Origin of the sequence: Pseudonocardia sp. TRM90224, from assembly GCF_021245725.1 — a bacterium.
In the GTDB taxonomy this organism is placed as follows: Bacteria; Actinomycetota; Actinomycetes; order Mycobacteriales; family Pseudonocardiaceae; genus Pseudonocardia.
Window position 1 is genome coordinate 476,580 of record NZ_JAJGSX010000003.1, and the last position, 17,877, is coordinate 494,456.

At 71.1% G+C, this 17,877-nt stretch carries 14 protein-coding genes; 5 read left to right on the forward strand and 9 right to left on the reverse strand.

Annotation, left to right across the window (positions count from 1 at the left end; translation table 11 throughout):
• Positions 1 to 192: 192 nt before the first annotated feature.
• From LL648_RS06330 to LL648_RS06345, 4 genes are all read right to left on the reverse strand, one after another.
• Positions 193 to 807, reverse strand: a complete 615-nt coding sequence (locus LL648_RS06330; RefSeq protein ID WP_232661452.1) for a dihydrofolate reductase family protein — start codon at positions 805 to 807, stop codon at positions 193 to 195.
• Complete coding sequence (locus LL648_RS06335) at positions 807 to 1,415, reverse strand: dihydrofolate reductase family protein (protein WP_232661453.1); 609 nt, start codon at positions 1,413 to 1,415, stop codon at positions 807 to 809. The genes LL648_RS06330 and LL648_RS06335 overlap by 1 nt, the downstream gene beginning before the upstream one ends.
• Positions 1,416 to 1,453: 38 nt before the next feature.
• Positions 1,454 to 1,825, reverse strand: coding sequence for a PASTA domain-containing protein (locus LL648_RS06340; RefSeq protein WP_232661454.1), 372 nt, complete (start codon positions 1,823 to 1,825; stop codon positions 1,454 to 1,456).
• Positions 1,826 to 1,953: 128 nt separating this feature from the next.
• The gene (locus tag LL648_RS06345) at positions 1,954 to 3,729 is read right to left on the reverse strand and encodes a hypothetical protein (RefSeq protein ID WP_232661455.1); all 1,776 of its coding nucleotides are present in this window, start codon (positions 3,727 to 3,729) and stop codon (positions 1,954 to 1,956) included.
• 744 nt (positions 3,730 to 4,473) lie between these two features.
• Between LL648_RS06345 and LL648_RS06350 the strand changes: the two genes are divergently transcribed.
• Entirely contained in the window at positions 4,474 to 5,067 is a 594-nt protein-coding gene (locus tag LL648_RS06350) for a dihydrofolate reductase family protein (protein WP_232661456.1), read from the forward strand.
• 62 nt (positions 5,068 to 5,129) lie between these two features.
• Entirely contained in the window at positions 5,130 to 5,960 is an 831-nt protein-coding gene (locus LL648_RS06355) for a DUF4253 domain-containing protein (RefSeq protein WP_232661457.1), read from the forward strand.
• A gap of 14 nt (positions 5,961 to 5,974) precedes the next feature.
• Here the strand turns inward: LL648_RS06355 and LL648_RS06360 are convergent, their stop codons facing one another.
• The 3 genes from LL648_RS06360 to LL648_RS06370 all read right to left on the reverse strand — a co-directional run bounded on the left by LL648_RS06360 (position 5,975) and on the right by LL648_RS06370 (position 10,485).
• Positions 5,975 to 7,546, reverse strand: coding sequence for a hypothetical protein (locus LL648_RS06360; protein WP_232661458.1), 1,572 nt, complete (start codon positions 7,544 to 7,546; stop codon positions 5,975 to 5,977).
• Entirely contained in the window at positions 7,531 to 8,286 is a 756-nt protein-coding gene (locus LL648_RS06365) for an ABC transporter ATP-binding protein (protein ID WP_232661459.1), read from the reverse strand. The genes LL648_RS06360 and LL648_RS06365 overlap by 16 nt, the downstream gene beginning before the upstream one ends.
• A 111-nt stretch (positions 8,287 to 8,397) precedes the next feature.
• Positions 8,398 to 10,485 carry a cation:proton antiporter gene (locus LL648_RS06370; protein WP_232661460.1) on the reverse strand — a complete coding sequence of 696 codons (2,088 nt, stop codon included), beginning with the start codon at positions 10,483 to 10,485 and terminating at the stop codon, positions 8,398 to 8,400.
• A 182-nt stretch (positions 10,486 to 10,667) separates the two neighbouring features.
• Between LL648_RS06370 and LL648_RS06375 the strand changes: the two genes are divergently transcribed.
• Positions 10,668 to 12,167, forward strand: coding sequence for a carboxylesterase/lipase family protein (locus LL648_RS06375; protein ID WP_232661461.1), 1,500 nt, complete (start codon positions 10,668 to 10,670; stop codon positions 12,165 to 12,167).
• A 57-nt stretch (positions 12,168 to 12,224) separates the two neighbouring features.
• Entirely contained in the window at positions 12,225 to 12,632 is a 408-nt protein-coding gene (locus LL648_RS06380) for a VOC family protein (protein WP_232661462.1), read from the forward strand.
• A 6-nt stretch (positions 12,633 to 12,638) separates the two neighbouring features.
• Here LL648_RS06380 and LL648_RS06385 read toward each other — a convergent pair whose 3' ends face one another.
• Together LL648_RS06385 and dnaE are read right to left on the reverse strand one after the other, a co-directional pair.
• Complete coding sequence (locus tag LL648_RS06385) at positions 12,639 to 13,217, reverse strand: dienelactone hydrolase family protein (RefSeq protein ID WP_232661463.1); 579 nt, start codon at positions 13,215 to 13,217, stop codon at positions 12,639 to 12,641.
• A 27-nt stretch (positions 13,218 to 13,244) separates the two neighbouring features.
• A complete protein-coding gene (gene dnaE, locus LL648_RS06390; RefSeq protein WP_374112007.1) occupies positions 13,245 to 16,742 on the reverse strand; it encodes a DNA polymerase III subunit alpha in 3,498 nt (1,165 codons plus the stop codon).
• Positions 16,743 to 16,884: 142 nt separating this feature from the next.
• Here dnaE and LL648_RS06395 point away from each other — a divergent pair, with 142 nt between their 5' ends.
• Positions 16,885 to 17,838: a LysR family transcriptional regulator gene (locus LL648_RS06395; protein ID WP_232661465.1), complete on the forward strand. Its 954-nt coding sequence runs from the start codon at positions 16,885 to 16,887 to the stop codon at positions 17,836 to 17,838.
• Positions 17,839 to 17,877: the final 39 nt, after the last annotated feature.

Here is a 17,877-nt window from a genome sequence, read left to right on the forward strand (position 1 = left end):
GCTGAACGTCGCGCTCATCGCTTCTCCCGTCGCTGTCCGATCGTTCCTACCTCGCCTGCAGCGCTTGCTAGAGGATCATGGTGTCGCCTCCGGCGGCATCCGTGTCCCTGCGGACGGGCACGCGCCGGTGCTGCTTGGTTCTGGCGAGATTGACCGGAGCGCCCTTTGATCAAGCTCGGGCGGCACTTAGGTTCATCTCGGCGCCGGGTACCTGCCCGGCGTTGCGTGAGCGATGCGGTACCGCAGGTGCAGGACGTGCTGTCCGGGGTCGTCGACGTCGTGCGTGCGGATCTGCCGGACGAGCTCGAGCTCGACGTGTTCGGCGGTGAGGTGGTCGAACAGGCGGCGGCCGCGGGTGAGCAGCACCGGGACGACGTGCAGATCCAGCTCGTCGACCTCGCCCGCTCGCAGGAGCGCTTGCGCCGCGCCGGCGCCGTGCACCATGGCGACCCCGTCGCCGACCGCGGCCCGGGCCTGCGCCGCGCACTCGGTCGCGTCGGTGACGTAGCGGACCGTGCCCGGTGGGGTCTCGTCGGGCACCTCGTGGGTCAGCACGAAGATCGGTACGCCGTCGTGGTGGTCGCCGCCCCAGCGGCCGGCCAGCTCGTAGGTCCGGCGGCCGGAGATCAGCGCTCGGGTGGCCAGGCCTTCCGCGTACACCTCGCCGCTCGGCCCGGGATCGTTCCGCTTGTCGAGCCAGTTGAAGAGACGGAAGCCGCCGACGCCCATCGGCGCGTCCGGCCCGTCGTCCGGACCCGCGATGTAGCCGTCCAGCGACATCGTCATGTCCACACGAATGGTGCCCATCACCGACCTCCCCCGACGACGCGGTAGCGCAGGTGCAGCACACCCGAACCCTGCAGGGACCGCAACAGCTCCAACTCCACCTGCCCCGGCGGAAGGCCGTCGAACAGGCGGCGACCTCCTCCGAGCAGCACCGGTACGACGTGCAGCTCGATCTCATCCAGCTGCCCGGCCACCAGGCACGCCTGCGCGGCCGAGGCGCCGTGCATCATGACGTCCCGGCCCGCGGCCGCTGCCCTCGCCTGCGCCACACCGGACTCGGCGTCGGTGATGTACCGCGCGTGCCCCGGCGGTGGCTCGTCCGGGATCGAGCGGGTCAGGACGAACACCGGCACGCCGTCGTGATGATCGCCGGCCCAGCCACCGGCGTGCTCGAAGGTGCGGCGGCCGGTCAGGACCGCGCCGGTCGCCATCCCCTCGTCGAACACCTCGGCGTCCGTAGCGTCGGCCGGCCGGTACGACGCGGGATCGACCCCACCGTCGCCCAGCCAGGCGTGCAGCCGTTCGCCGCCCACCCCGAGCCCGTGCGACGGACCGTCGTCAGGACCGGTGATGAACCCGTCGAGCGAGATCGACATGTAGAGCCGGACCTTGCCTTCAACCTCGGACATGTACGTGCAGACCGCCGAGCCGCCCGCAACTCATCGCCTCAGCAGCGCTCGTCGGTCTTGACGACCTTGAAGTCCGGCACGACTCCGGTGGTGATCCTCGTCCCCGCCGCCGGCGTTTGCGCGCAGACGACCCAGTTGCGGTCCAGGATCTGAGCTCGCCCCTGCCCGGTCGCGTCGGTCGACGTCGACAGCGGCACACCGAAGCCCGTGACGGCCTGCAGGTGGTCCTGCGCGGCCTGCAGGTTCATCCCGACGACGTCGGGCATCGGCCACTCGGTGGCGGCGGGCGCAGCGCCGTCCGTCGGCGTCGCAGGCACAGGTGCCGGAACCGTGACCGTGACGGTGACTGGCGGCGGTGTAGGAGCCGTGCCGATCGAGCAGCCGGCCAGCGCGGCCGCAGTCAGCGCCACGAAGAGGAGAGGGACAGCGCGCGAGGCGTTCATCGGTTCCGTTTCCGTCGAGGGGGACTGGAACCTGATCGCGCTCGGTCACGCAGCTGTTACTGAGTGCTGATGACGGCAGGGCGGCCGCGCCCTCGTCAGGGGACGAGCCGATCCCCGCACGTCGCAAGTGGTTCCGCGTTCACCCGCTCCGCCGCAGGCAGCAACGTCGTCTCGGCCTGCGTCCTCAGCTGGGCGAGCTTCTCCTGATCCGCAACAGCGTCCAGACGGACGTAGTCGGTGAACGTTCCGTCGACGGTCGTGTGCGAGGCGATGGCGATGTAGTCGCGCGCGAGCCGCGGATCCTCGTGGAGGCCGGGCTCCTGGAAGTAATAGGTCTCGTCGGCCTTGATGAAGGTCGGCCGGATCCGGTCGTAGATGTGGTCGCGCAGGCCGGCGTAGTCCTTCTCCGCCCAGAACTTCGCGATGGTCGCGTCCACCAGACCGGCCATGTCCACCAACTGCAACCGGCTGGTCATCGACGACCCACCGAGATCGGGTGTGAACACCGTGCCGCCGGAGACACCCAGCGCCGTGGCGTATTCGTTGACCAGATGCCCGGAGTACTCGGCCGCCATGCAGACTCCGAAGGTGGGCTCCGCGCTGAAGTCCTGCGCGTCGTCCCGCATCTCCGGCAGGCTCGAGGCGACGCCCGCCGCGACGACCACAACCACAGCGATCATCGCCAAGCGCCGCGGTGCGAGCACCGCGAGCAGGCGGGCGACGGACAGGGAGAGCAAGAGCGCGCCGAGCGCCCAGAGCGGGGTGGCGAACCGGTACTGCCCCATCCAGTCGGCCTGCAGCACCACGAACGCGGTCACCGCGCCGAGGAAGGGCACGGCCGTGGCCAGCAGCGCTCGTCGATGCGGCGCTCCGAACACCAGCCCGGCGACGATGGTGGTCAACACGACCACGACGTAGGGCCAGCCGAGGTTCCGGTTGAGCTCGTCGAACCGCTCCAGGTTCTCCGCGGTGGGCAGCGCCTGCCCCTTGGCGACGGCGGTGTTGGGCAGCCAGGCCCCGAACACCGCGACCCGCCAGGCCAGGTACGCGCCGAACGGCACGGCGAACGCCGCCGTCGACAGAGCGATGGAGGCAACCATCCGCGCAACGCCGCCGCGGTTCACCGCCAGCACCGCCACCACCGGGTACGCGGCGATGTACACGAGGCCGTCGGGCCGCGTCAGCGCGGCCAGCGCGACGAGCAGACCGCACCACACCGCCGTCCGGGGTTCGTACAGACGGCCCTCGGCCACTGCGGGCGTCATCAGAGCGGCCAGCCACACCGCGGCCGCGACCAGCAACGAGTTCTCCAGCCCGGAGACGACCCAGATCACGAACGACGGGTTGGCCGCCAGCAGCACACCGGTGGCCGCGGTCACGAGCGCAGGCCGGGCGGTGATCGCGCGGGCTGCGCGGTGGCAGCCCAGCAGCGTCACCACGAACAGCGCGATGGCGAGCGCCTTCGGGAAGGCGACGTAGTCGGGCACGCCGAACCAGGTGCCCCGGTCGAAGAGGCCGAGCCAGCTGCCCAGCACGTGCAGCGCCATCCACGCCGGGTTGGAGTAGCCCTCGACCGGATCTGCACCGAGCTGCACCACGGGACCGGCGCCCGCTGCGATGCTGCGGGCATAGGCGAAGGTGATGGCCGCGTCGTCGACGATCCACGCGCCGTACAGCGTGGCGTGCCAGATCAGCAGGGTCGTGGGCAGCAAGACGGCGGCCGCCGTCTGCAGGCGGTTCGGCACGAGGTGCTGGTCGCGCCGCTGGTACCGGCCGGTGTCAGCGGTGTGCGGCGGACCGACCATCACACCGCCCGACGGTGGCGTCGTGAAATCCGCGCCCCCGCCGCCTGCGTCCCCCCGAACACGCATCGTGCAAACCCCCTACTGCTGTCGTCTCGGGCTCAGCCGAAGTCGGACGGCCGCATGCAGCAGCTACCGCGCATCCGCTCCCGGTCCGCTGGTTGGCGCCGATGCCGGTCGATCGACTTGCGAAACGCTGACAAGTATATCCGGTCAGCGATGGTTCCGAATTCTACCTCGACTACGATCCGCCGCATTTCCGCACATAGCCGCTCGACCGGCCCGGACCACCCATCAATCACACGCGCGGCGATATGGCGTGCGTACAGGGTTCGTTCAGGGCCGTGCCACCGGGTAAGACCACCACAGTGCCCTTACATCTGGCTTACGCCGAGCGTGCCGGACCGGCCCTGGCGGCGCCCGGGCGTTGGGTGAAGCGGGACTTGCTGGTCGGATTTTCGTTGCCAATCGCAACTGCATCGCGTCGACAGGTGGCAAGCAAGAGATTGCCACTATCTCGCCGAGGTTCGATGAAACATTCGCTTGGCTTCATCTGATCCAGGCAGTTACGGGCGATCGGGATAGGGTGCCACCAGTGACCAGCGCGCGGCATTGTGGCCTGGTTCCCCGCCTTCCTCCGGGACTGGGGGCTTTTCGTACGTGCACGGGGCACCCTGCCTGATCCTCGAGCTGCCGTGGCGACGGCCTCCCGGACGTCGAAAGTTTCTGCGGGACATGTCGAACGGCGCCGCGCCCGTTCGTAGCCAGGGTGAGGGACCGGCAGCGGGTCGGTCGCCGGCCACGGAGGTTCACATGACCGCCACCTACACGTTCGACGTCTTCTCCAGCCTCGACGGCTACGGCTCCTACGCGGGCGACGGCGACTGGGGCGGCTACTGGGGCAAGCAGGGGCCCGAGCTGCTCGACCACCGGTTCGCCTCGTTCGGGACGGAGACGCGGATGGTCTTCGGGGCCACCACGTTCCGGCAGTTCGTGGACATGATGGCCGCGAGCAGCGAGGGCGACGACGTCCGGGACCCGTGGGTCACCCGGATGCGGAACTCGCCCGCCACGGTGATCTCGTCGACGCTGGAAGGGCCCTTCGACTGGCCCGACGCGACCGTCGCCAGCGGCAACGCCATCGACATCGTCACCCGGCTGAAGGAGGAGTCGGACGTGCCGTTGCGCTCCCACGGCAGCCTGTCGCTGAACTGGGCGTTGATGGCGGCCGGCCTGGTCGACCGGGTCCAGATGACGATCTTCCCGGTGATCACCGGCCGGTTGGGGACGGACCCGGTCCTCGGTGGTGCGGGCGACTTCGACCTCGAGCTGCTCGAACACCGGACGCTCGACGGGAACATCCAGGAGCTGATCTACCGGCCCACCCTGCACGTCTACGGCGGGTGACCCGCGCCGCACCTGCCGCCCCGTCGACGGCCCAGGTCGGCGGGGTGGCAGGCTGCTGATCCGTGCCGCTGCCTGCCGAACTGGCCTCGCTGCTCCCCGACTCCTCCGCACGGACGTTGTCCGTCCCGCTGCCGGCCGGCCGGCTGATCACACCGGACGTCGACCTGGGTGCCGGAGCGCCCGCTTACTGGATCAGCGACGGGCCGGCGTCGGCCGAGCTGTGGGCGCAGCTGCGCAGCGAGCACGTGCGGTCGGGGCTGTGGCCGTTGCTGCTCGACGGCATGGACGACGATCCGTCGCGGCCGTGGCTCGACGGCGAGGTCACCCCGCGCCCGGTCGGTGAGATCGACGGCCAGGACGCTGCCGCCGTGCTGGCCGCGGCATGGGCCGACTGGGTCGAGGAGGACGACGCGGACGACCCGGACGAGCAGTACGACTTCGACGACCTGGCCCCGTTCGGTCCCGACTGGCCCGGAATCGCCCCGCCGGGCGTGCAGATGAAGGACCCGGACGCCGTGGCCGACTGGTTCGTGGGGCAGCTGGACGTCGGCGACGCCCGGCTCGGCCTGGTCGCGGCCGAGTGCGGCGCCGACTCGCTCACGATCGCCGGGTGGGACGGTCCGGTCAACCATTCCGCGACCCCGCCGCTCTCCGCGGTGCTGCGCAGCTGGGAGGACCGCTTCGGGGTCCGGGTCGTGCGGGTCGGCTTCGCCAGCCTGCTCGTGAGCGTCGCCGCACCCCCGATGACCACCGAGCACGCGCTGCGGGTCGCGGCCGAGCACTTCGGGTTCTGCCCCGACAACATCCAGCAAGGCGAGCAAGGCAACGAGACGCTCACCGCCTACGCCGAGCTGCTCAAAGGCCAGAACTCCTGGTTCTTTTGGTGGGACTGACCTGATCCAGCCCCCTAAACGGGCAGCCGCACCGCCGCCAGCAGCTCGGGGCCGCGCTCCGATACCTGCTGGGCGGCCTTGCCGCCCCACCGCCACGCCGCCCAGATTCCACACGCCACGCCGAGCGGGACCGCAGCCCAGGCCAGTGCGGACCAGCCGGTGATCGCACCGGCGACCAGCACGGCCAGCGGAGGCAGCACGACCAGCAGCAGCCGGCCCATCATGGCGAAGGCGTTGACGACCTTCCCCGCGGTGCCGCCCGGTCCGGTCGCGAACGGGCTGCCACCCTTGGTCGGCATCGGCACCGGTGCGCGCACCGACGCGAGCACGAACGTCCCGCTTCCGGCGCCCAGCAGCGCCGCCACGATGGCCAGCTGCCACGGGTACCACTCGGCCGTTCCCGTCACCGCGGGCAGCACAGCGACCGCGAGCAGCGTGCACGGTCCGACGATCAGCAGCCAGGCGAGCTGCCGGCCACGCACGTCGACTTGCGCGGCGGCCGGCGCGACGAGCGTTTGCCAGACCGCGCTGCCGTCCATCCCGTAGACGTTGCCGCACTGCAGCGATGCGAAGACGACGATCCAGATCCCGGCCGACGCCAGCGGCACGAGCGACGAGTTCTGCCATGTGTAGAAGACGGGCAGCAGGATGCCGATGAGGAGCGACGAGAACATCAGCGCCTTGCGCCTCGTGTCGCGCCACCAGAGCAGCAGCTCCTTGCCGATCACCGCGCCGAGCGGGCTGTCGGGCAACACCGTGCGCAGCGCGCCGCGCCGCGAGCCGGCCGCCTGCGAGCGGGCGGTGGGCTGGGCGGTGGTCAGCCTGCGGACGAGCAGTCGCGACCAGGCGACGACCAGCAGCGTGTCGAGCACACCGAGCGCGGCGAGCAGACCGAGCGCCACCGCCCATCGCCCCTCGGCAGCAGCGGCGACGGCTCCGGGTCCCCAGCCGGTGGGCAGACCGTGCAGCACCGCCGTGAACAGCGGCGAGGTGCGGTCCACCACCAGCGGTTCCAGGTGCGGCGTGAGCATGATGATCGGCAGGTAGGCCAGCCCGACCAGAGCGCCCAGCAGCACCCCGAGGTCCCGGCCCCGCCGCGACGCCAACGCCGCACCGAGCCCGGCGAACACGACCCGCGACAGCAGCACCGCGAGCGCCAGCTGCCCCGCCGCCGCCACCACCGCGACCAGCACCGCGCCGATCCCGGCCGGGATCGCCACCAGCACCAACCCGAACATGATCAGAGCCGTGACCAGCGGCGCGACCCCCACCAGAGACGCGCCGAGCAACCCTGATGCCAGCGCCGTCGGGCGCAGCGGCAGCAGGGCGAAGTTCTCGGGCCGCAGCGTCTCGTCGCTCGCGCCCAGCACCGGTCCGAACAGCCAGCCCAGGGTCCACACGGCGAAGACGGTCGCGGCGATGTCGACGCGGACGGTGATCCCGCCGGGGAACAGCGCCATGAACGCGACGCAGACCAGCGCGGTGCTCAGGCCGGCGACGGCCATCAGGACGTATGCGGTGCCCGTCCACCCGTGCAGCGTCCGCCGCAGGGCCCGCAGCTTGATCGCGATCAGGACGTCAACCACGACAGGCCCTCCTCGCCGCCGACCTGCCCGCCGACCAGGCTGACGAACGCGTCCTCGAGGTTGCCGGCACCACGCACCTCGTCGACGCGGCCGCTCGCGACCACCTGCCCCCTCGCGATCACCGCGACGTGGTCGCACAGCTTCTCCACCAGCGCCATCACGTGGCTCGAGAGCACAACCGCGCCGCCCGCCGCGACGAACCGCTGCAAGATCGTGCGGATCGTCGAGGCCGAGACCGGGTCGACCGCCTCGAACGGCTCGTCCAGCACGAGCAGCTTCGGTGCGTGCAGCAAGGCGGCCGCGAGCCCGATCTTCTTGCGCATCCCCGCCGAGTAGTCGATCACGACCGTGTGCTCGGCGTCGGTCAGCGCCAGCACGGCCAGCAGCTCGGACGCCCGCTCCGCCGCGGTGGCCCGGTCGAGGCCGCGCAGGCGGGCGCTGTAGGTGAGCAGCTCCCGGCCGGTGAGCCGCTCCGGGAGCGACAGCCCGTCGGGGAGCACGCCGACCAGCTCCTTCGCCCTGACCGGGTCCGCCCACACGTCGTGGTCGAAGATGCGCACCGCGCCGGCGTCGGGACGCACGAGCCCGACCGCCATCGACAGCGCGGTCGTCTTGCCTGCGCCGTTGGGCCCCACGAGCCCGAAGAACGAGCCGCGCGCCACGGTGAGGTGCACGTCGTGCACGGCCACGGTGGGCCCGAACCGCTTGCTCAGCCCGGCGATCGTCAACGCTGCGTCCATCCACCAAGGGTCGGTTGCCCCGGCCCGGCGCGACATCGCACCGCGGCTGCCCTTCGGTGCCGTACGCGCAAGCCTTTCCTGACCGGCGGGCAACCCACGGCGCTGACCCGGCTATCGCGTGGTCGACCCCTCGGGCCGCTCGACCACGATCCGCGCGACCAGCTGCTCCAGGTCCTCGTCGGAATCCAGCTCGCTCGGCCAGATCCGCATGACCGAGGCGCCGCCGGCGGCTGCTGCCACCGGGTCGGCATCGCCGGAGAACAGCACGAGCCCGCCGTCGTGGTCGGCGTCCTCGAGCGGCGCCACTTCGACGCCGCGCCGCCGGAGCAGCTCGATCGTGTCCCGCGCCCGCTTGGCCGCCGCCCGGGCGTCGGTGCTGCCCACCAGCAGCGGGACGCCCCGCGCGATCGCGATGTGCGCGCCGAGCCGCACCGCGGCCCGCGCGCCTGCCGTCCCGTCGAGGACGACCGTGACCCGACCGTCCGACCCTGCCGAGCCGATCGATACGAGCCCGCGGGCCGCGGACGGCAACGCCGGCGGGGTCCCGTCGTGGGCGGCGGTCTCCGGCGCCAGCACGACGTCGGCCTGCGCGGTGGCCGCAACGGTCTCCAGGTCTGCGACGGGATCGGTCGAGAACCGGGCGATCACCGAGACCTGCACCCGGCCGCTCGCCTCGACCTGCGCCGCAACGGCCCGCATCGCGTCGCCCGCTTCCGTGATCATCGCCAGCTCGTTGCCGAGGCCGCTGCCGATCTCCAGCGACGCGCGGGCCGGGATGAACCGGCAGAGCACGACCCGGGCCGGCTGCTCGCGCCCGGCGATCTCGCTCGCGATCCGGGCGAGCGCCTCGGTCTCCGCGCCGTCGGCGATGGCGACGACGACGGTGAACGCGGCGACCTCGCCGAGCTCCGCGGCGTCGGCTTCCGCGATCTCCCGGTTCACGATGCGCGCCGGGTAGACCAGGTTGAGCAGCGGCGCGGCCATCGCCGTCGTGATCAGCGCCATGAGCACCATGAGCGTGAAGAGGTTCTGGTCGAGGATGCCGAGCTGCACACCGACGGTCAGGATGACGAGCTCGGTGAGCCCTCTGGTGTTCATCAGCAGGCCGAGCGCGCCGGCCTGCCGCCGCGGCACCCGTCGGAAGCGGGCGGCGTAGTAGGCGCCGAGGAACTTGCCGCCGATCGCGGCCGCCAGGATCACCAGCAGCTCGACGATCCCGAAGATCCCGACCGCGCCGATGTCCACGCGCAGGCCCGTGACCACGAAGAACACCGGCAGCAGCAGGAGCACGCTGATCTGCTCGATCCGTTCCAGGATCTCGCGGGTCAGGCCGCCGGCGCCGCGTCGCGGCATGATCGTGCCGAGGATGAAGGCGCCGAAGATCGCGTGGACCTCGATCCGCTCGGTCACGTACGCGCTCACCAGCAGGAGCACCAGGACGATCGCGAGCATGTCGGAAGTCAGCCGGCCCTTGCTGTTGTACCAGGGCACCAACCGGCTCAGCAGGGGCTTGACGACGAAGAACATGATCAGCGCGAAGATCGCCGTGAGGCCGAGGATCTGCAGGACGTGCAGGAAGCTGCCGCCGGACGACCCGACCGCCACCACGACCGCGAGCAGCGACCACGCCAGCACGTCGTCGATCGCCGCGCAGGCCAGCGCGAGCACCCCGGTCGACGTCCGGTGCATCCGGCGTTCGGACAGGATCCGCGCGAGCACCGGGAACGCGGTGATCGACATGGCGACACCGAGGAACAGCGCGAAGGGCAGGAACTCCACCGGCTTCGTCGTGCCATCGGCATTGGTGAAGATCATGTGGTTCTCGTAGAGGAACCACGACACCAGAACGCCGAGCCCGAACGGCAACGTGATCGAGACGATCGACACCGTGCTGGCCGTGCTGCGTCGCTCTTTGATCGTCGAGAGGTCGACCTCCAGCCCGACGATGAACATGAACAGGATCAGCCCGATCTGGGCGATCACGTTCAGGTAGGGCCGGGCCTCCATCGGGAAGATGACCAGGTGCAAGTCGCCTGGTAGCAGGCCGAGCAACGTCGGGCCGAGCGCGATGCCGGCCACGATCTCACCGATGACAGCGGGCTGACCGAACCGCTGGAAGACCCAGCCCACCACCCTCGCGATGGCCACCACGATCGCGATGTCGATGAAGACGAACATGAGGATCTCGTTGTACGACACGTGTGCGCCCCCGCTGTCCCTTGTGCCGACGTTGCTCGCTGGTCCGAGCGTGCACGTTAGCGGTCAGATACTTCGGAGTGGATTGCGCATCGTGTGCAGGAACTCGACGTATCGAAATCGCTGGCGATCGTGGTGACCTACTGGGGACGATCCGCTGTCCTCGATCCCGAAAGGCGGCCGTGATGACCGTCGCCCGGCCCCAGCCCGACGTCCGCACGTCGTCCGGCCCCGTGCGTGGCACGTGGGAGTCGGGCACGGCCGTCTTCCGCGGCATCCCGTTCGCCGAACCACCGGTCGGCGCGCTGCGGTTCGCCGCGCCGCGGCCGGCCCGGCCGTGGGGGGACGTCCGCGGGGCAGTGGAGTTCGGCCCGCCGCCACCGCAGGCCGACGCGTTCGGCATGGCCGCCCTGTCGGGCCACTCCGCAGGTGACTGGCTGACGATCAACGTCTGGTCGCCGGATCCCGGGCGGGCCGCGGCGCTCCCGGTGATGGTGTGGATCCAGGGCGGCGCCTACACGATCGGCATGTCCGGCCTGCCGCAGTACGACGGCGGCCGGCTCGCGCGCGACGGGGTCGTCCTGGTGACGTTCAACTACCGCGTCGGCATGGAGGGTTTTGCGCTGGTCGAGGGCGCGCCGGCGAACCGGGGCCTGCTCGACCAGGTTGCCGCGCTGCGGTGGGTGCGCGAGAACATCGCGGCCTTCGGCGGCGATCCCGACCGCGTCACGATCTTCGGTCAGTCCGCCGGCGGCGGATCGGTGGCGGCGCTGCTGGCGATGCCCAGCGCGGTTGGGCTCTTCCACCGGGCAGTCGCGCAGAGCGTGCAGGGCACGTTCTTCGCGCCGGAGCTCGCGGCCGACATCGCGGCGGCGTGCGCCGACGAGCTCGGACTGCGGCCCACAGCGGCCGAGCTCGCCGAGGTCCCACCGGAGATGCTGCCCGAGCTCGGCGACGCCGTGGTCGCCACGATCGGTCAGCGGGCGCCGCGGTGGGGCTGCGCCGCGCTGGCGACGACGCCGTTCGCGCCGGTCGTCGACGGTGAGGTGCTGCCCGGCACCCCGTGGCAGGCGCTGGCCACCGGCACCGGCCGTGACGTCGAGCTGCTCGTCGGCCACACCCGCGACGAGCACCGGTTGCTCTCCATGATCGAAGGAGTGCTCGGCGAGGTGACGCCCGAGATGGCGGCGACAACCCTGGCAGCCTTCGCCCCCGGCCCCGAGGGCGCTCGCCGCTACCGCGACGGCTACCCGGACGCCGGCCCGGACGAGCTGTACGAGCTGGTCAGGTCCGACTGGCTGTTCCGGATGCCGTCGCTGTTCCTCGCCGAGGCGCAGGTCGCCGCCGGCGGCCGGGCCCACCTGTACGAGCTGACGTGGGAGGGCGAGCTCGGCGCGTGCCACGGCCTCGACGTCCCGCTCGTCTTCGGCAACCTCGAGAGCGGCCAGCCGGCCATGCTGATCGGCGACCGGCACCCGACGGCTGAAGCACTGTCGGCGCACATGCGTGCGGCGTGGACTGCGTTCGCCGAAGGAGGCGATCCCGGCTGGCCCGCGTACGACGCCGAGCACCGCCTCGCGCAGCTCTTCGACTCGACGCCGAGCGTCACGGCCTACCCGGAGGAGGCGTCCCGGCTGATCTGGCAGGACCACCCCTTCCCCGTGATGTCGCTGCTCGGCGGGTAGCAGCGCGCGTGCCTACGCTGCGGGTGACCACCCTGGAGACCCACCGACGGAGCTGACATGAGCGGCCCGCTGAACGCGGCACACGCGATCACCAAGATCCCCGCATCCGACCTCGACCGGGCCCGGCGCTTCTACGGGGAGCTGCTCGGCCTCGAACCCGTCGAGGAGCGCGAGGGTGGGTTGCGCTACCTGCTCGGCGGGACCGAGTTCCACATCTTCGCCTCGAGCGGCGAGGCGTCCGGGGAGGCGACCCAGCTGGGGTTCGAGGTCCCCGACCTCGACGCGGCGGTCGCCGAGCTGCGTTCGCGCGGGGTGCGGTTCGAGAACTTCGACATGGGCGACCTCGACGTCACCGACGACATCGTCACGGTCCCCGACAACTACCCGAGCAAGGGCACGGGCGAGCGCGGCGCCTTCTTCTACGACAGCGAGGGCAACCTCATCGGGGTCGCGCAGGCGACCTAGGAGCGCCTAGCGCGTGGCTTCGAGCAGGTCGAGCATCCCGAGCACGTCGCGCCACGTGCTGGTCGCGGCGTCGGCGTCGTGGTCGGGCAGCGTCTCGTCCGTGAAGAAGTGGCCCACGCCCTCGTACTCGCGCACCGTCGCGTAGGCCCCGTTCCGTTCGGCGCTCTCCCGGAACCGCGCGAGCCGTTCCGGCGGGACGAAGGGATCACCGGCTCCGAAGTGCAGCTGGACGGGGGTGCCGGTGCGGATCCCGGCCGGCACGGGCGGCGCGGCGTGCAGGTAGAAGGCCCCTGCCGCGTCCAGGCGGGCCGGCCAGATGTCACCGACCAGCGCGGCCCCCATCGAGAGCCCGCCCAGCACGGTCTCGGCCGGCGCGTCGGCGAGCGCGTCGTGCGCCCGTTCGAGGACGGTGCTCCAGCCGATCCGGTCGAGATGGTCGAAGGCGGCGTCGAAGTCGCCCGGATTCGTCACGCCGTCGAAGAGGTCCGGCACGACGACCTGGTGGCCGGCAGCTCGTAGCCGTTCCGCCGCCGCTAGCTCGACGCCACGCAGGCCGAACACCGAGTGGAAGAGCGCAACGAACACGATCAGCAGTATCCCGCCTCCTCTTCCTCATGGAGCCGCCCGGCCCGCCACCGCGATCCCCGGGATCCCCTTCAGCTCGCCAAGGAGCATCGAGGTCACGTCGACGGGGTAGTCGTCGAGCGCGAACAGCCGGGGGCCCGAGCGGCACCGCAGCTCGATGTGCACGGGGGTCCGTCCGGGATGGGCGGTCAGGCTCTGCCGCAGCTGGGCGACGACGTCGCCGTCGAGCAGGTGCGGGGCGCAGGTGAGCGTCAGCGGTTCGGTTGCGGCGGCCGGGTCGAGCCGGGTGATCGTCTCGCCGAACACCGACATCGTGTCCTCCCTCCAGTTGACCTTGCCCGTGATCACGACCGGGCAGTCCTCGACGAGCTCGGCGCCGACCACCGCGTACGTCCTGGCGAAGAACAGGACGTCCAGGCTCCCCTCGAAGTCCTCGACGGTGCAGATGGCCCACGGCTGCCCGCGCTTGTCGACCCGCCGGTCGATGGCGGTGATCAGCCCGGCGACCTGCACGTCACCCTCGTGCGGCCGATCGGCGAGCAGCCCGGCGATGGACCGGCGGGCGTGCCTGTGGAGCAGGTCCTCCAGGCCGTCCAGCGGGTGCGCCGAGACGTAGAGCCCGAGCATCTCCCGTTCGTGGCTCAGCAGCTGGTCGCGGGGGAACTCCTCGCCGTCGAGCCGCAGGTGCGCGAGCGGCGACGTCGACGGTTGGGCCTCCTGCCCGCCCGGACCCCTCGGCTCGTCGAACAGGTCGTACTGCCCGGCCGCGGCGCGCCGCTTGAGCGGCACCACCGCGTCGACGGCCGCCTCGTGGACGCGGACGAGGGCCGCCCTGGTGTGGCCCAACGAGTCGAAGCCGCCGGCCTTGGCGAGCGACTCCAGCACCCGCTTGTTGCAAGCGGTCAGCTCGGACCGTTCGACGAAATCGGCGAACGACGTGTACTTCCCGCTTTCGGCACGCGTGCGGATGACGGATTCGACGACCGCGGAGCCGACGTTGCGCACGGCCTCCAGACCGAAGCGGATGTCGTCGCCGACCGCGGCGAAGCGCGGCTGCGATTCGTTCACGTCGGGCGGCAGCACCCGGATCCCGATCCGCCGGCATTCGCCCAGGTAGATCGCTGATTTGTCCTTGTCGCCCCCGACCGAGGTGAGCAGCGCGGCCATGTACTCGACGGGGTGGTTGGCCTTGAGGTACGCCGTCCAGTAGCCGACGAGCGCGTAGCCGGCGGCGTGCGACTTGTTGAACGCGTACCCCGCGAAGGGCAGCACCGTGTCCCAGAGCGCCTGCACGGCGGCGTCGGAGAAGCCGCCGGCCCGCATGCCCTCGCGGAAGCCCTCGAACTCCTGCTCCAGCACCTCCTTCTTCTTCTTGCCCATCGCGCGGCGCAGCACGTCGGCACGTCCCATCGAGAACCCGGCGACGCGCTGCGCGATCTGCATGATCTGCTCCTGGTAGACGACCAGGCCGTGGGTCTCGGCCAGGATGTCGCGCAGCGGCTCGGCCAGCTCGCGGTGGATCGGCTCGACGCGCTGCCGGCCGTTCTTGCGGTCGGCGTAGTTGTTGTGGGTGTTCATCGCCATCGGGCCCGGCCGGTAGAGCGCGTTGACGGCGATGATGTCGCCGAAGCCCGTCGGGCGCATGCGGCGCAGCAGCTCGCGCATGGCCGTGCCGTCGAGCTGGAAGACGCCGAGGCTCTCACCGCGGGCGAGCAGCGCAAAGGTCTCGGGGTCGTCGAGGGGGAGGGTGTCGAGGTCGACGTCGATGCCTCGGTTGGCCTGCAGGTTGTCGATCGCGTCGCCGATCACGGTCAGGTTCCGCAGGCCCAGGAAGTCCATCTTCAGCAGGCCGATGGCCTCGCACGACGGGTAGTCCCAGCCGGTGATGATCGCCCCGTCGTCCCGCCGCCAGAGCGGGATGGTGTCGATCAGCGGCTGCGCCGACATGATCACCGCGCAGGCGTGCACGCCGGCGTTGCGGATCAGGCCTTCGAGCCCGCGAGCGGTCTCGACGATCGTGGCGACGTCCGCGTCGGCCGCGATGAGCGCCCGTACCTCGGTGGCTTCCGCGTGCCGCTCGTGACCGGCGTCGGAGATGCCCGAGAGCGGGATGTCCTTCGCCGCGACGGGCGGCGGCAGCGCCTTGGAGATCCGGTCGGCGACGGCGAACCCGGCCGCGCCGAAGTGCACCCGCGCGGCGTCCTTGATCGCGGCCTTGGTCTTGATCGTGCCGAACGTGATGACCTGCGCGACGCGGTCGGAGCCGTAGCGCTCGGTGGCGTAGCGGAGCATCTCGCCGCGCCTGCGGTCGTCGAAGTCCATGTCGATGTCGGGCATCGAGACCCGCTCGGGGTTGAGGAACCGTTCGAACAGGAGGCCGTGCTCGAGCGGGTCGAGGTTGGTGATGCCCATCGCGTACGCCACCAGCGACCCGGCCGCCGAACCACGCCCCGGGCCGACCCGGATCCCGACGCTCCTGGCGTGGTTCATGAGGTCGGCGGTGATCAGGAAGTAGGCGGGGAAGCCCTTCTGGACGATCACGTCGATCTCGAACTCGGCCCGTTCCAGATAGGCGTCCGGGACGCCGGCCGGCAGCCGTCGCCGCAGCCCTTCGGCCACCTCGTGGCGCAGCAGCGACGCCGTGTCGTGGCCGTCGGGCACGTCGAAGAGCGGCATCCGGTCGCGGTGCTCCCACACCTCGGTGTAGGGCTCGACCCGCTCCGCGACCCGCAGCGTCGCATCGGCGGCGCCCGGCACCTCCGCGTCCCAGTACGCCCGCATCTCCGCAGGTGAGCGCAGGTGGTAGCCCTCGCCGTCGAACCGGAACCGGGCGGGATCGGTCAGCGTCCGGCCCGACTGCACGCAGAGCAGCGCGGCGTGGCTCTCCGACTGGTCGGCCGTGACGTAGTGCGAGTCGTTCGTCGCCAGCGGCTGCAGCCCGAGCGTCCGCCCGACGTCGAGCAGGCCCTCCCGGACGGTCCGTTCGATCGCCAGCCCGTGGTCCATCAGCTCCAGGAAGAAGTTGTCCGAGCCGAAGATGTCGCGGTAGTCGGCGGCCGCCTGCAGCGCCTCGCGGTGCTGGCCGAGCCGCAGGCGCGTCTGCACCTCGCCGGACGGGCACCCGGTGGTCGCGACGATCCCGGCCGCGTGCCGGGAGATCAGCTCGCGGTCCATCCGCGGCTTGCGGTAGAAGCCTTCGATGCTCGCCGTCGACGAGAGCCGGAACAGGTTGCGCAGGCCCTGGACGTTCCGCGCGAGCATCGTCATGTGCGTGTATGCGCCGCCGCCGGAGACGTCGTCGCTGCCGGCCTGCGTGCCCCAGCGCACGGGCTTCTTGTGGAAGCGGCTCTCCGGCGCGACGTACGCCTCGATCCCGATGATCGGGGTGATGCCGGTGCGGGTGGCCTGCCGGTAGAACTCGTCGGCGCCGTACATGTTGCCGTGGTCGGTCAGGCCGACGGCCGGCATGCCGTGCCGTTCGGCCTCGGCCAGCAGGGGCTTGATCTTGGCGGCGCCGTCGAGCATCGAGTACTCGGAGTGGACGTGCAGGTGCACGAAGGAGTCCACGAATACACTCCTCGCGGTGGTCGGAGGCCGCATTCCAACCGGCGCTGACCTCGGCCGTCCAACAACGGACACGCCCAACGCGACAACCGGGAGTTGTGAGATGAGGGTGGAGCTCGATCTCGGCGCCGTGCGGGCCTTCCTGGCGGTCGCCGAGCTGCGGCACTTCGGCGCGGCGGCCGATCGGCTCGGGTTGAGCCAGCAGGCGGTCTCGAAACGGGTCGCGAAGCTGGAGGACGAGCTGGGTGCGGCACTGCTGCTCCGGATGTCGTCGGGCGCGGAACTGACCGAGGACGGCACGGAGTTCCTCCCGCACGCCCGCTCGGTGCTGGCCGCCGCCGACCAGGCCGTCGGATCGTTGCGCGACCGGCGCCGCGCGCTGCGGGTCGACGTGCTCGGCACCCGGTTCGCGGCGACCGAACTGCTGCACGACTTCCACGTGGCCGTCGGCGGCGGGGAGATCGACATCATCAAGTCGAACGGGCTCCGCTCTGCAGTTCCGGCCCTGCTGGAGGGGACGATCGACGCCGCGTACGCCAGGGTGCGGGGAACCGTCGACCCCCGGATCGCGTTCATCCCCGTCCACGCCGAGACGCTGCACGTGATCGCCGGGGACACCCACCGCTTCGCCGGCCGGAAGACGCTCGACGCATCGGAGCTCGAGGGTGTGACCGCGTGGATGCCCGGCAACGAGCAGGGCAGCGAGTGGAGCGACTTCTACACCGACCTGGCGGAGCGGTTCGGCCTGCGCATCGAGACGCGCGGTCCGAACTTCGGGTTCGACTACCTGCTCGAACAGCTGCCGAGCGCCGACGGGCAGATCAGCTTCATCGGTGAGGGCACCCGCATGCCGTGGCGGCCCGACATCGTGCGGATCCCCGTCGTCCGGCCGGCGCCCGCGTACCCGTGGTACCTGCTGTGGCGACGCGACACGCGGCATCCGCTGCTCACGGCACTGGTTGCGCACTCCCGAGCGCAGTTCCAGCGGCCGGGCGACGAGATCTGGTTGCCGGCGCCGGACGAGGTGCTGATGAAATCCGGGTCCGATGCCGGGTGAGTGTCGAGAACCGGCGAGCAGCTTCGTCACAGGGTGAAC

Excerpts from the sequence above, each read along its gene's own strand:
- LL648_RS06330 (WP_232661452.1), bottom strand. The coding sequence starts at position 807 with ATGGGCACCATTCGTGTGGACATGACGATGTCGCTGGACGGCTACATC.
- LL648_RS06335 (WP_232661453.1), bottom strand. The coding sequence starts at position 1,415 with ATGTCCGAGGTTGAAGGCAAGGTCCGGCTCTACATGTCGATCTCGCTC.
- LL648_RS06345 (WP_232661455.1), bottom strand. The coding sequence starts at position 3,729 with ATGCGTGTTCGGGGGGACGCAGGCGGCGGGGGCGCGGATTTCACGACG.
- LL648_RS06350 (WP_232661456.1), top strand. The coding sequence starts at position 4,474 with ATGACCGCCACCTACACGTTCGACGTCTTCTCCAGCCTCGACGGCTAC.
- LL648_RS06365 (WP_232661459.1), bottom strand. The coding sequence starts at position 8,286 with ATGGACGCAGCGTTGACGATCGCCGGGCTGAGCAAGCGGTTCGGGCCC.
- LL648_RS06375 (WP_232661461.1), top strand. The coding sequence starts at position 10,668 with ATGACCGTCGCCCGGCCCCAGCCCGACGTCCGCACGTCGTCCGGCCCC.
- LL648_RS06380 (WP_232661462.1), top strand. The coding sequence starts at position 12,225 with ATGAGCGGCCCGCTGAACGCGGCACACGCGATCACCAAGATCCCCGCA.
- dnaE (WP_374112007.1), bottom strand. The coding sequence starts at position 16,742 with ATGCTCGACGGCGCCGCCAAGATCAAGCCCCTGCTGGCCGAGGCCGAA.
- LL648_RS06395 (WP_232661465.1), top strand. The coding sequence starts at position 16,885 with ATGAGGGTGGAGCTCGATCTCGGCGCCGTGCGGGCCTTCCTGGCGGTC.